The organism is Mycolicibacterium smegmatis (assembly GCF_001457595.1).
GTDB lineage: Bacteria > Actinomycetota > Actinomycetes > Mycobacteriales > Mycobacteriaceae > Mycobacterium > Mycobacterium smegmatis.
This window is the reverse complement of sequence record NZ_LN831039.1, coordinates 5,881,751-5,894,751: the sequence shown is the minus strand read 5'-3', so window position 1 is coordinate 5,894,751 and position 13,001 is coordinate 5,881,751. Positions and strand designations below refer to the sequence as shown.

13 protein-coding genes are annotated in these 13,001 nt (G+C 68.8%); 5 read left to right on the top strand and 8 right to left on the bottom strand.

The features are described 5' to 3' along the window. Positions 1-6: 6 nt before the first annotated feature. Positions 7-654, top strand: coding sequence for an Rv0804 family intramembrane glutamic endopeptidase (locus AT701_RS28470; protein WP_058127749.1), 648 nt, complete (start codon positions 7-9; stop codon positions 652-654). On the opposite strand, the gene AT701_RS28465 is transcribed toward AT701_RS28470, so the two are convergent. From AT701_RS28465 to AT701_RS28450, 4 genes are read right to left on the bottom strand one after another with little or no spacing between them, the layout of a single operon-like run. Next, a complete protein-coding gene (locus AT701_RS28465; protein WP_223495826.1) occupies positions 593-1,885 on the bottom strand; it encodes a hypothetical protein in 1,293 nt (430 codons plus the stop codon). The two genes, AT701_RS28470 and AT701_RS28465, sit on opposite strands and share 62 nt — an antisense overlap. Next, a complete protein-coding gene (locus tag AT701_RS28460; protein WP_058127038.1) occupies positions 1,878-2,309 on the bottom strand; it encodes a hypothetical protein in 432 nt (143 codons plus the stop codon). Before AT701_RS28460 ends, AT701_RS28465 begins: the two co-directional genes overlap by 8 nt. 20 nt (positions 2,310-2,329) lie before the next feature. Beyond that, positions 2,330-2,752, bottom strand: a complete 423-nt coding sequence (locus AT701_RS28455) for a PPOX class F420-dependent oxidoreductase (protein WP_011730819.1) — start codon at positions 2,750-2,752, stop codon at positions 2,330-2,332. Positions 2,753-2,791: 39 nt separating this feature from the next. Beyond that, positions 2,792-4,006, bottom strand: a complete 1,215-nt coding sequence (locus AT701_RS28450) for an MCE family protein (RefSeq protein WP_058127037.1) — start codon at positions 4,004-4,006, stop codon at positions 2,792-2,794. A 16-nt stretch (positions 4,007-4,022) separates the two neighbouring features. Here AT701_RS28450 and AT701_RS28445 point away from each other — a divergent pair, with 16 nt between their 5' ends. Further along, the gene (locus tag AT701_RS28445) at positions 4,023-4,409 is read left to right on the top strand and encodes a sterol carrier family protein (RefSeq protein ID WP_011730817.1); all 387 of its coding nucleotides are present in this window, start codon (positions 4,023-4,025) and stop codon (positions 4,407-4,409) included. 9 nt (positions 4,410-4,418) lie between these two features. On the opposite strand, the gene AT701_RS28440 is transcribed toward AT701_RS28445, so the two are convergent. Beyond that, on the bottom strand, positions 4,419-5,738 hold the full coding sequence (locus AT701_RS28440; RefSeq protein ID WP_058127036.1) for a phosphatidylglycerol lysyltransferase domain-containing protein: 1,320 nt from the start codon (positions 5,736-5,738) through the stop codon (positions 4,419-4,421). 183 nt (positions 5,739-5,921) lie between these two features. On the opposite strand from AT701_RS28440, the gene AT701_RS28435 reads away from it, so the two are divergent. Both AT701_RS28435 and purF read left to right on the top strand, forming a co-directional pair. Then, a complete protein-coding gene (locus AT701_RS28435) occupies positions 5,922-7,271 on the top strand; it encodes an FAD-dependent oxidoreductase (RefSeq protein WP_011730801.1) in 1,350 nt (449 codons plus the stop codon). A gap of 81 nt (positions 7,272-7,352) precedes the next feature. Next, the gene (gene purF, locus AT701_RS28430) at positions 7,353-8,888 is read left to right on the top strand and encodes an amidophosphoribosyltransferase (protein ID WP_058127035.1); all 1,536 of its coding nucleotides are present in this window, start codon (positions 7,353-7,355) and stop codon (positions 8,886-8,888) included. A gap of 7 nt (positions 8,889-8,895) precedes the next feature. On the opposite strand, the gene AT701_RS28425 is transcribed toward purF, so the two are convergent. Further along, on the bottom strand, positions 8,896-10,245 hold the full coding sequence (locus tag AT701_RS28425; protein WP_042510669.1) for an NAD(P)H-binding protein: 1,350 nt from the start codon (positions 10,243-10,245) through the stop codon (positions 8,896-8,898). A gap of 93 nt (positions 10,246-10,338) precedes the next feature. Here AT701_RS28425 and purM point away from each other — a divergent pair, with 93 nt between their 5' ends. Continuing rightward, entirely contained in the window at positions 10,339-11,421 is a 1,083-nt protein-coding gene (gene purM / locus AT701_RS28420) for a phosphoribosylformylglycinamidine cyclo-ligase (RefSeq protein WP_003897216.1), read from the top strand. A 30-nt stretch (positions 11,422-11,451) separates the two neighbouring features. On the opposite strand, the gene AT701_RS28415 is transcribed toward purM, so the two are convergent. Both AT701_RS28415 and ygfZ read right to left on the bottom strand, forming a co-directional pair. Continuing rightward, on the bottom strand, positions 11,452-11,625 hold the full coding sequence (locus tag AT701_RS28415) for a DUF3073 domain-containing protein (protein WP_003897215.1): 174 nt from the start codon (positions 11,623-11,625) through the stop codon (positions 11,452-11,454). 264 nt (positions 11,626-11,889) lie between these two features. Further along, the gene (gene ygfZ / locus AT701_RS28410; RefSeq protein WP_058127034.1) at positions 11,890-12,969 is read right to left on the bottom strand and encodes a CAF17-like 4Fe-4S cluster assembly/insertion protein YgfZ; all 1,080 of its coding nucleotides are present in this window, start codon (positions 12,967-12,969) and stop codon (positions 11,890-11,892) included. Positions 12,970-13,001 lie beyond the last annotated feature (32 nt).

Below are 13,001 nucleotides of genomic sequence, written 5' to 3'. Positions count from 1 at the left end.
GCCCCGATGACCGCCGCCAAGTTCCGTGCACTGGCGCTGGCGGCGGCGCTGACGGCGTGGAACGTCGTGGTCGACCCGCGGCTTCCCGAACGGTGCAGGCCGGTGGTGCGTGCGCTGGTGGGCACGGCGCTGCTCGCCCTCAGCCGCGCCGCGCCGGGGTCGAGGCGGTCCGGGTTGAGACCGCCCGCGCTGTGGTCGGGGATGCGCACCGGATCGGTCGCCGCGGCCGTGGTGGCATCCTCGGTGGTCGCGACCACGGCGCTGCCTGCGGTCCGCACCGCGATGCGCGAGCGGGAACTGCCGCCTGCCGTGGCGTTCTGGCTGATGCTGGGGATCCCGCTGGGAACCGTGTGGTCCGAGGAGGCCGCGTTCCGCGGCGCTCTCGGCGCAGTGGGTACCGGCGCGTTCGGGCACACAGGCGGAAGGCTTCTGCAGGCAACGGCATTCGGACTGTCACACATACCCGATGCACGCGCGGCCGGTGAACCGGTGGTCGGCACCGTGCTGGCGACCGGCGCGGCGGGCTGGTTCCTGGACTGGTTGATGCATCGTACGAAAAGCCTTGCCGCGCCGCTGCTGGTGCATCTTGCGCTCAACGAGGCGGGTGCGCTGGCCGCGGTGTGGTACGCGCGAAAATCGCCGCGGCCGCAGTGATCACGGCCGCCACGAGCAGCGGCCAGATCGACCCCAGGATGAAATAGCCTTCGCGCACCGAGATCAACAGGACGGCGAGCAACACCACGACCAGTACTGCACGCGGAAGCTGCATGGCGACCGGGGAACCCGCGACCCGGGCATTCGCCTCCCCGACAGCCACGTACACCACGAACAGCAGCAGTGCCGGCACGACGAACAGCAGTTCGCCGATGTCCTCGGGGAACCGGCACGCCACCACCGTGAGAACACACATCACCGCGGGCACCGAAACCGCGGTCACCACGCCGCCGCCGAACAACCGCGCGGCGACGCGCGTGGCAGCCCACATGGTGGCCAGCACCACGGCGACCCCGAGCAGCGCCGACGCCAGGTTCAGGCTCTGTCTGCCCATGTCGCCGAACAGTTCAGGCACGATCAGGGGAAGGTCGGTGGCGCGGTGGCTGAAACCGGCGATCGTCGACAGGTTCACCGCGACCAGCAGTACCACCGCACACACCGCGGTGATGCCGACCGCAACACCAAGCGGTCGTGCGACCGAGCGCAGCCGATCCGAGGCGGCGGTGGGGGCCTCGAAGCCGAACAGGCTGAGACCGAGTGGCAGGGCAGCGGCCAGCATGTCGACGGTCGAGATGCTCTCGGTGCCGCCCATGACCTGCGGGCTGCCCGAGGCCATCTTGGCGATGACAGCGAGCGCCAGATAGAAGTACGCCAGCAACCCCAGGCCGGCCAGCACCGCGACGGCCGCCATGACCGTCCTGGTCGGCAGCACCGCCACGAGCGTGCCTGCGACGATGACCCCGATGCCGGCCCACATCGGCCAAAGCCAGCTGGTCAAGACGGTTTCCGGGTCCACGCCCGCCATGCCCAACGGCTGCAGCCCCAGCGACACCGCCGCGCCCACACCAAGGGCGGCGTACGCCGCAAGCTGCACCAGCCCGGTGAACCGCGCGGACACCGGCCCGAGCACCGACCCCAGCAGTTCCGATGTGGTGGCCGCACCTGCGGCGCTGGCGTGCAGGCGCGTCAGCGCGACGATCACCACCGCCACGAGAACCGTCGCGCACAGGACGCCGACGCCGTTGAAGGCCGCGGATCCGATCATCGCGAGGGACAGGCCGACCGCGCACCACATCGGCACCGGCGGCGCATGGTCCGCGGCGGCCGACCTGGCCGCTGCCCTCGCGGACTTGGTCATGGGCACCGCACCGGCGGTGGGTCGTCTAGGCATCGAGCAGCTCCCGGATCTCGTCGGGCACGCTGTCGGCATCCGGGGAGACCGTGGTCTTCACCCATCGGCCGTCGGGGTTACGGTCGACGTGGGCCGAGCCCACTTCGCGTGACAGCAGCCATAATTGGTCTTCGTTGGACAACCACGTGATGCGCGTCTCGCGTCCGGCGCCGAACGCGTGGTCGTCGTGGAACACCTCGGCGCCCGATTCGTCGATGATCACCGCCACCCAGGTCTCGGCACCGTCGGGTTGCGGTCCTCGTTCCACCGTGGCGGTGTAGATGTTCGACGGGGACACCTTGGGTGCGCCCGGTCTGACGAAGCGTTCGGCGTCGTGATCGGCGCCGAACGGTTGGCATCCGGACAGCACCACCATCACCGCGACGCCGGTGGCGACCGCACGGGGCCGCAGAATTCCCCCCATCGCCCCGATAGTAGGGCCGATCAGACCGTTCGTATATCCGCTTTGAGTTGGTGCGGCGGAGTTTCCTGGTCGTCGATGCCGAAGCTGATGATGCGGCGCGGCGTGATCCGGATGATCGCGGCGTCCAGTTCGTCGCCGGCGGCGCCCATCGCCCCCGAGGTCATCACTTGTTCTGCGGTGCCGCGGATCTCGAGACAGCGCACGCGCCAGGGATCGCGCGAGAAGATGTCGTCGACCACGAACGCGACCCGGTTGTTGCGCGCGATGTTGCGGTACTTCTGGCTCTGCGACATGCGATATCCGGCGATGTCGATCGTGCCGAGCTGTTCGTTGAAGGTGAATCCCACCGGGCTGTTCTGGGGTGTGCCGTCGGGCTGGAGGGTTGCCAGTCGACCCAGGTCGGCGGCTTGCAGGTAGGCGATCTCGTGGGGTTTGAACGTCATGCCGCCACGGTAGGACCTCAACGAAAGTTGAGGTCAAGATCAGGGATTGATGGTCGGTTCGCCGATCTGACGGCCCCACACGTAGTCGACGAAGATCGGTGAGCCCAACTCCACATGGTTGTACGGCGCGACCGAGAGCCCGGTGTCCATCACGAGGTACGGCGCTGGCCACAACTCGCGGGTGATCTTCTGCCAGCATCCCGGGCGTCCCTCGGGCCCGCCCTTGGCGTTCACGCGCGGCAGGTTGTCCGGATACACATACACGTTGCCCGCACCGATGCTCGACGGCGTGCCCGCGGCCGACAGCGAATATCCGTTGTCGCCACCCAGCGCACGATCCAGTTCCGGTGCGACGTCGTGATAATTGCGGATGGTGCAGAAGATCATGGCGCGGTAGTCGTCGAGCAGTCGCGACGTCGGCACCAGATCCGCGGCCCCGCGCAGCAGGTAGGGGCCACCTCGTTCGAGGATGTCCGATGTGGCGCCCGCGAAGCCGACGGCGGCGATGAGCGCCGCGTCGACGTCGCCGCGCTGCGAGTTGAGCGTGGCGGCACCGCGTGCGGCGTCGTCGAGTCCGGTGAACAGATCCGGGGCGCTGTCGGCGTAGATCGCGGCGAGATCGGCCAAACCGGCGACGTCGCGACGCAGGGGAGCAATGCCCGCGTTGAGATCGGCGAGGATGGCGTTACCGTCGAGCAGCGACGCGCCGAACCGGTCACCGAGGCCCGTGAGTGCCTGCGCGGCCGCGCTGAGCGTCTGGTTCAGCGCGATGGGGTCGACCTGCTCGGTGATCCGCATGATGGTCTCGAACAGTGTGTTGAACTCGGTGGTGACGCCGGTCGCGTCGATGGGCGTCGCCGTCGACACCCGTTGTGCACTGGGGTGTTCCGGTGAGCGCAGCGCGACATACTTGTTGCCGAACACGGTCGTGGCGGTGACCGACGCCTCCACATTGGCCGGCAACAACGGCACATAGCGGGGGTCGACGTCGAGCATCACCCGCGCGCGGACACCGGTTCCGGTGCGGGCCGCGGTGCCGACCTCGGCCACGCGGCCGACCGGCACACCGTTGTAGGTCACCTTCGCGCCGGGGTCGAGAACCAGTCCGGCGCGCGCGGTCAACAGCGTCAGCCGGACCTTGGGGTCGAACGCGCCGCGGAACGACTGGCCGACGAGCACGAGCAGCAGCGCCATGATCGCCAGCGCGGCGAGCCCGGCTGTTCTGTACGGCGGTTTGCGGCGCTCGACAGACACTTTGAGACACTAGGGTATGGCCAGCCGCCGTAGTGCCGATCCGGCGAAGACGCTCGAAGCGGTGTCCGCCGTTGCCGATTGGCTGCGTGACCCGCAGCGCGAGTCGCCCGCCCGCGCGCAACTCGCCGAAGCCGTGCGGCTCACCGCCAGGACGCTGGCGGCCGTCGCCCCCGGTGCGAGCGTCGAGGTGCGGGTTCCGCCGTTCGTTGCTGTGCAGTGCATATCGGGGCCCAAGCACACGCGCGGCACACCACCCAACGTCGTCGAGACCGATGCGCGAACCTGGCTCCTGCTCGCTACCGGGTTGCTCGACATCGCCGATGCGGGCGCTTCGGTGCAGATGTCCGGTTCGCGCGCGGCCGAGGTGGCGCACTGGTTGCCCGTGGTGCGTATCGACCCGTAGCCGTTGGGTTCAGCGGAAGTACGGGTACTCCTGCACCCAGTGGAAACCGCGGTTGCGCAGCGTGAACCCGTTCGGGTCGACCTCCTCCAGGGTGATGTGCGCCGGGCGGCCCGCCAGGCGGCCATCGAGTTCGAGGTGCTGCGGATCGGGCCGTGACACACGGAAATCGGCGACCGTGCCCCCCTGGTCATCGGACACCGCGATGGTGCCATCGTCGAACTCGGCAGGAGCGGGCACCAGTGCACCGTCCATGCGTTGATAGGTCAGTACGCCCGGCTCGTCGAAAACAACGTGCTTCCAGCGCGTTTGGTCCGTGGTCAACGGCGGCAGCGGCTTGCCGTCGACGACGAACTCGCTTACCGCCCAGATGCCGTACAGCTCATGCTTGTCGCGCCCGCCGCCGTACTCGAACCACCCGCTGCCGGTGATCACGACACAGCCGATCAACGCCCACACGCCGAGCACGGCCTGAACCCGCGTCGAGATCCTGCGTGACCGGGGATCGTCGAACAGTTCCGGCTGGCTCAGCGGGCCCACGGGACGCTGCAGCACGAACAGGTCCACCAGGCGCCGCACCTGCGGTGCGAGCAGCACGAAACTCATCAGCAGCAGGTGTCCCGACAGGATCTTGACGGGCACGTCGAACGTCATGTTCAGCAGGAACACCTGCGCCATGCTGACCAGGCCGACGAGCGCGCCCAACGTCGCGGTCCTCGGCACGAACAGCAGGATCCCGGCCAGCACCTCGACGGCCCCCAGCGCCATCTCGTAGGGGTAGGAGCTGCCCACCTGCAGCCACAGCACCGACGCGGGGCTGAACTCGCCGTAGGGCCGCAGCAGCGTCGCCAGGCCGGGCGCGGGCATCTGCGTGGGGATGAGCTTGGCGATCCCGTAGAACAGCATCTGCCCGGCCACGCACAGGCGCAGAAACGTCAGGAACCATGCCCACAGCCGCGTGTAGTCGGCCCTGGCGCGGTCGAGTACCGACCAGATGACGGTGGCGACGACCGCCAGCGTGAACAGGCAGAACACCAGCAGCCAGATGACCAGCTGATCACCGCTGCCCGAGTCGAGGTTCAGCGTGGCGTCGACGCCGAACACCGTGCGCCCCACCCAGCCGAGCAACGGGTCCAGCATCACCATCTGCCACAGGATCGCCCGGTCGGGCAGCCAATGGCCGAGGAAACCGGTGAACACGAACAGGATCTGGGCGAACACCAGGCAGAACAGGCCGAAATAGACGAAGCAGAAACGGAATGCGACCTTCGTGGCGGTCGACCATCGCTGCGGGGGATCGGTCGTCGGTTTCTCGGAGAGTTGGCTCGTCACGAGATCAGTGGACTCCTCTCGAATGGTCCGACCTCTACTGCTACAGGTTTCGCCCCCGACGGGGCAACTGAATTCGCGTCCGAGCGACGAAACACACGAATGCTTTCGCCGGATCCGGCGTCATCACAGACAAGGCCGAACACACCTACGGAGACGGTGACGGCACAAGGGGAGAGGTCAACGATGAGCCGAATCGGCGCGCGCGCAGTCGTTCTCGGAGCCAGTATCAGCGGGCTGCTCGGCGCGCGGGTGTTGTCGGAGTACTACGACGAGGTGGTCGTCGTCGAGCGCGACACCCTCACGGTCGACGCGATGCCGAGACGCGGTGCGCCGCAGGCGCGGCACGGCCACGCGTTGCAGAGCGGTGGCGCGGAGGTGTTGGACCGGCTGTTCCCGGGCCTGCTCGCCGAACTGTCCGCATCCGGGGCGATCGTGCTGGAGAACGGCGGGCTGTCGCGGGTCAAGCTGTGTCTGCAGGGGCACTGGCTGAAGACCTCTGGCGTCATGAACCGTCCGGTGACCATCTATTCGGTGAGCCGGCCGTTCCTCGAAATGACGATCAGAAGAAGGGTTTTCGGCATCCCGAACGTCAAGGTCCTCGACGCGCACGACGCCGTGGACATCCTCGCCGCGACACCCGAGCGCATCACCGGGGTACGGGTGACCAACCGCCACGGCGGTGAAGAACATGTGATCGAGGCCGATCTGGTTCTCGACGCCCTGGGACGCGGCGGACGCACACCTGCGCTGCTGGAGTCACTGGGTTACGGCAGACCGGCCGAGGACAGCCTCACGGTGAACGTCAATTACGTGAGCCAGATGCTCAGGCTGCCCGCAGGGCTCGTCGACGAAGCGATGATCCTGGTCGGTGCGACACCCGAGCGTCCCACCGGTGCGTCCCTGTTCGCCTACGAGAACGACACCTGGATGCTGACGGTGGCAGGGATCGCCGGGACGGAGCCACCCGCCGATCTGGCGGGGCGGCAGCGTTTCGTCGCCGAGCTCGGGGTGCCGCAGTTGGACGCCGCACTGCGCGACGGCACACCACTCACCGAACCGCACCGCCACCGGTTGCCCAACAGCCGTCGTCGCAGATACGAGGCGATGCGCCGGTTCCCGGCCGGACTGCTCGTGCTCGGCGACGCGATCTGCAGCTTCAACCCGATCTACGGGCAGGGCATGTCCGTCGCGGCGTACGAGGCCCATGCTCTGCGCGACCTGCTGCGCGAGGGCGACCGCGACCTCGCGCGACGCTTCTTCCGGGCCGCCGCCGAGTACGTCGACCAGGCGTGGCGCATGGCCGTCAACAGCGACCTCGCCCTGCCCCAGGTGCCCGGCCGCCGCACGGCCGGTGTCAGGCTGTCCAACTGGCTCACCGGTCAAGTCCTCGCCACGGCCGCTGTCGACGACGGCGTCGCCGAACAGTTCCTGCGTGTGATGAGCATGCTGGACCCGCCCACCCGGCTGTTCCGGCCGTCGGTGCTGTGGCGTGTCGCAGAACACAGCCAACGGCGACGCAGACGTGTTCCATGACACGTCGCGGATTCACGTAACCCGGGATATGGCCCGTAGACTGAACCAGTCACCCACAGCCCATCCGGGAGCAGCCATATCGTGATCGGCCACGACGACAACGAGTCCGAAAATGAACCCCGTGAGGAATGTGGCGTCTTCGGCGTCTGGGCCCCGGGCGAAGAAGTTGCCAAGCTGACCTACTACGGCCTCTACGCCCTGCAGCACCGCGGGCAGGAAGCCGCGGGTATCGCGGTCGCCGATGGCTCCCAGGTGCTGGTCTTCAAGGATCTGGGCCTGGTCAGTCAGGTGTTCGACGAGCAGACCCTGGCCGCGATGCCGGGTCACGTCGCCGTCGGCCACTGCCGGTACTCCACCACCGGGTCCACGACCTGGGAGAACGCGCAGCCCGTGTTCCGCAACACCGCGGCGGGCACCGGCGTCGCGCTCGGTCACAACGGCAACCTGGTCAACACGGCCGAGCTGGCTGCCCGTGCCCGCGACAACGGTCTGATGGAGCTCAAGGGCGGCCCCGCTGCCACCACCGACTCCGACATCCTCGGTGCGCTGCTCGCGCACGGCGCGGCCGACGCGACGCTCGAACAGGCCGCCCTCGAACTGCTTCCCACCGTCCGCGGCGCGTTCTGCCTGACGTTCATGGACGAGAACACCCTCTACGCCGCGCGCGACCCGCACGGCGTACGCCCGCTGTCGCTGGGCCGCCTTGACCGCGGCTGGGTGGTCGCGTCGGAGACCGCGGCGCTCGACATCGTCGGCGCCTCGTTCGTCCGCGACATCGAACCCGGCGAACTGCTCGCGATCGACGCCGACGGAGTGCGTTCGACGCGCTTCGCCAACCCCGAGCCCAAGGGCTGCGTGTTCGAGTACGTGTATCTGGCCCGCCCCGACAGCACGCTGGTCGGCCGCTCGGTGCACGCGACCCGCGTCGACATCGGCCGCCGCCTGGCGCGTGAACATCCCATCGAGGCCGACCTGGTGATCGGCGTGCCGGAATCCGGTACGCCCGCCGCGGTCGGCTACGCGCAGGAATCGGGCATCCCCTTCGGCCAGGGCCTGATGAAGAACGCGTATGTGGGCCGCACCTTCATCCAGCCGTCCCAGACCATCCGCCAGCTGGGCATCCGCCTCAAGCTCAACCCGCTGCGCGAGGTGATCCGTGGCAAGCGGCTGATCGTCGTCGACGATTCGATCGTGCGCGGCAACACCCAGCGTGCGCTCGTGCGGATGTTGCGCGAGGCCGGGGCGCTCGAGGTGCACGTGCGGATCGCATCCCCGCCGGTCAAGTGGCCGTGCTTCTACGGCATCGACTTCGCGACCCCGGCGGAGCTCATCGCCAACGCGGCCTCGCAGGAACACGAAGGCGAGATGCTCGAAGCGGTCCGCCACGCGATCGGCGCCGACAGCCTCGGCTACATCTCCCAGCAGGGCATGATCGCGGCCACCGAGCAGCCCGCGTCGCGGTTGTGCTCGGCGTGCTTCGACGGCAAGTACCCGATCGAGCTGCCCGGCGAGACCGCCCTGGGCAAGAACGTCATCGAGCACATGCTCGCCTCGGCGGCCCGCAGCGGCATCCCCGTGGCGCAGAACGACAACGCCTCGGCGTTGCGCAGGCCCTGATACGGGCTCACCCCGAGAACAGTGCGTCGGCCCGGCGGTGCAGCATGCGGCGCCGCAGTGGCCACACGGTCGCGGCATAGACCTGTCCGAGCAGTCCACGTGGGCGCAGCACGCTGCGGTGGACCACAGCCCCGTCACCCTCGGCCGTGAACTGCAGCCACGCGCGACCCAGGCGAGCATCTTTGGTCAGCGTCAACGGTCCGGAGGGATCGTCGGGCAGCACACGCCAACCCTGACGCTCCCACGCTGCCTCGGCCACGTTCCGCAGCGTCGCCGTCGGATCGGCACCGCGCGAAGGCGTCCTGAACTCGGCGACCTCGGCCGGGGCGCCCGACCAGTCCGGGTCCGAGGGCAACGAGTCGGCGGGCTCGTTGAACCACGCCGCCCCGGTGTCCGGGCGTGACTGGCATGCCAGCGCCAGCGCGACGGCGTCGCGGTAGGACGTCAACCCGCCCTCGGGTGGCGGGATCACCGCATCGATGTCGTGCTCACCGCAGATCGCGTCGCAATGCAGTGACTCCACGAGCGGACGCGCCAGGCCGGAGGGGATCGGCGTGACCAACCCGACCCACCAGCTCGCGATCGTGGGCGTCAGCCACGGCAGTACCACCATCCGGCGTCGGCGCAGGCCGGCCTCCTCGGCGTAGACCTGCATCATGTCCCCGTACTTGAGCACGTCGGGCCCGCCGACGTCCCAGGCACGCGTCGTCGGGAACGGCACGCTCGCGGACTGCACGAGATAGTGCAGGATGTCGCGCACCGCGATCGGCTGGATCCGGTTGTGCACCCACTTCGGCGTCGTCATGACGGGCAGGCGATCGGTCAGGTGCCGGATCATCTCGAACGACGCCGACCCCGAACCCACCACGACGCCGGCCTGCAGCACGACCGTCTCCACGCCCGAGGCCATGAGCGTCTCGCCCACCAGCGTCCGCGAGGCCAGGTGCGGGGACAGCTGCGCGTCGTCGGGGTGCAGACCACCGAGATAGACGATGCGCCGCACACCCGCGTCTTTGGCGACCTCGGCGACATTGGCGGCCGCCTCGCGTTCGGAGTCGGCGAAGTCGGTGGCCGTGCCCATCGAATGCACCAGGTAGTAGAGGACGTCGATGCCGGTGAAGGCGCTGCGCAGCGAGTCCAGGTCGGAGAGGTCGCCACGGGCCACCTCGACGTCGTCGCGCCACGGTACGCCGGAAAGTTTCTCTGGGGTGCGGGCCAGCACCCGCACGTCGTGACCCGCGGCGACGAGCAGCGGCGTCAAACGGCCCCCGACGTAGCCGGTGGCTCCGGTAACCAGACAGCGCGCCAGAACGGTCTCCTTCCGGGTCGGTGCGGAGGCAGTGGGTCCGCCACGGATTTGCCCGAAACACTCGGATCGAAACCGCCCCCACCGCCGCGAGGTCACGGTCCGGCTGCCGTTGCGCGGGGACGACCGGTAGATTTAGGCGCGATGACCGATCGCGAAGACTCCGTTTCCAGTGATGCAATCTCCTACGCGTCGGCCGGGGTCGACATCGAAGCTGGCGATCGCGCCGTGGAGTTGTTCAAGCCTCTGGCCGCCAAGGCCACCCGCCCTGAGGTCCGTGGCGGCCTCGGCGGTTTCGCGGGCCTGTTCGCCCTCAAGCGTGATTATCGAGAGCCGGTGCTGGCCTCGTCCACAGACGGTGTCGGCACCAAACTGGCGATAGCGCAGGCGATGGACAAGCACGACACCGTCGGCCTCGACCTGGTCGCGATGGTGGTCGACGACCTCGTGGTGTGCGGCGCCGAACCGTTGTTCCTGCAGGACTACATCGCCGTCGGGCGCACCGTGCCCGAGCGCGTGAGTGCCATCGTGGCAGGCATCGCCGAGGGCTGTGTGCGGGCCGGATGCGCGCTGCTGGGCGGCGAGACCGCCGAGCACCCGGGGCTGATGGAACCGGACCACTACGACATCTCCGCGACCGGTGTGGGCATCGTGGAGGCCGACGACGTGCTGGGCCCCGACCGGGTCAGGCCGGGCGACGTCATCATCGCCATGGCTTCGAGCGGTCTGCACTCCAACGGCTACTCGTTGGCCCGCAAGGTCCTGCTGGAGATCGACCGGATGAACCTCGCCGGCCACGTCGAGGAGTTCGGCCGCACGCTCGGTGAGGAGCTGCTCGAACCCACCCTGATCTACGCCAAGGACTGCCTGGCGCTCGCCGCCGAGACCCAGGTGCGAACCTTCTGCCACGTCACCGGTGGTGGCCTGGCGGGCAACCTCGAACGCGTCATCCCGCACGGCCTCACCGCCGAACTGGACCGCGGCACGTGGACCCCGGCGCCGGTGTTCGGCATGATCGCTCAGCGCGGACGGATCGAACGCGCCGAGATGGAGAAGACGTTCAACATGGGTGTCGGCATGGTCGCCGTCGTCGCTCCCGAGGACACCGATCGTGCGCTGGCCATACTGACCGCTCGGCATCTGAATTGCTGGACGCTGGGCACGGTCAAGAAGGGCGGCAAGGACAGTGTGCGCGCCCAGTTGGTCGGCCAGCACCCACGGTTCTAGGAAGCGGGGGTGGTGAGGACGGCGGCGGGCTCAGCGCCGCCAGTCGTCCTCAGTCGCCCAGTCGTCGTCGGCGTCGTTGACACCGTCGGAGGCGGAACCGCCCGACAGCTCGCGCTGGAGCCGTTCAAAATCGGTTTGAGGTGAGCTGTACTTGAGCTCACGTGCAACCTTGGTCTGCTTTGCCTTCGCCCGGCCGCGGCCCATGGGGGGACCCCCTCGCGCAATAACGGAGCGGCCCAATTATTAGGCGGCTCCGATCTGAGTGTCATTTTTGTCCTGCCGACACTTTACCGTGCCCGCGAGTCTGGCGCTGGCAGGCCCTGCCCCAGAATCCCGCCTCCGGGACACCGCACGCCTCGTTTACCTCAGCGTCACCAGCATCGAGGCAGGTTGCAGGCCGATTTCGACGTGACAGGATTCACCTTCGACTTCGCGTGGGCGGGCCCGTTCCCGGGCCCGTCGGTGACGCTAACCGTGACGCAGGCGCTCGATGGCGAGCCGGCCGGCACCCACGCTGTCCGGCGGAGGCAGTGAGTCCGGGTCGATGCTCGCGGGCACCTCGACGCTGCCACCGGTCACCAGTTCGGTCTCGGCGGGCAGGCCCCGTTTGACGAGTGCGAGCGCGATGGGGCCGTCGTCGACGTGGTCGACGACCGTGCCGAGCCGCCCGACGGTGCGGCCGCCCGCGAGCACCGGATCGCCCGTGGCCGGACGGTCCGAGGAGCCGTCGAGGTGCAGCAGCACCAGCATCCGCGGCGGACGGCCCAGGTTGTGCACGCGTGCGACGGTCTCCTGGCCCCGGTAGCAGCCCTTGTCCAAGTGGACGGCGCCGACGCCGGGGCCGCCGATCCAGCCGACCTCGTGCGGGATCGTCCGCTCGTCGGTGTCCACGCCCAGGCGTGGCCGCTGGGCGGCCACCCGGTGCGCCTCGTACGCCCACATCCCGGCGGGGCGTACACCCGCGGAGACGAGGCGCTGCTTCCAGTCGTCGAGCGTCTCCCGGGCGACCAGCACGTCGAGTTCCAGGCCCTCGGAAGGCACGCGGCGGACGAAACCCCCGCCGGGCAGCGGTTGTGCCGTGGCCTCCTCCGGCAGCGCGCTCAGACCAAGGGCCGACAGCACGGCGTCACCGGCGAGAGCCGGACCGAGAAGCGACAGGACCCCGAGATCGGCGGGTTCGATCTGCACGTCGGACCAGAACACCATCTTGCGCAGATACGCCGCGAGCGGTTCGCCCCGCCACGACTCGGTGTCCAGGTACGTCGTCCCGTCCAGCTCGGTCTGCAGCCAGTGGTCCTCGACCCGGCCCTGCATGTCCAGGCTCAGGTTCTCGGTGACGGTGCCGTCGGGCTGTGCGCTGACGTGCTGACTCGAGATGTTGTGCAGCCATCCCTGGCGGTCCTTGCCGGTCAACGCGAGCACCGCCCGGTGGGACCGGTCGATCACGACCGCGTCGGTGGCCGCGCTGCGCTGCTCGCCGAGTGGGTCGCCGTAGTGCCACACGGCACCGGCATCGGGACTGCCCTCGGGCGTAGGAACTGCTGACATACATCAACTCTAGGGAACCCGCGTCGTCCCCA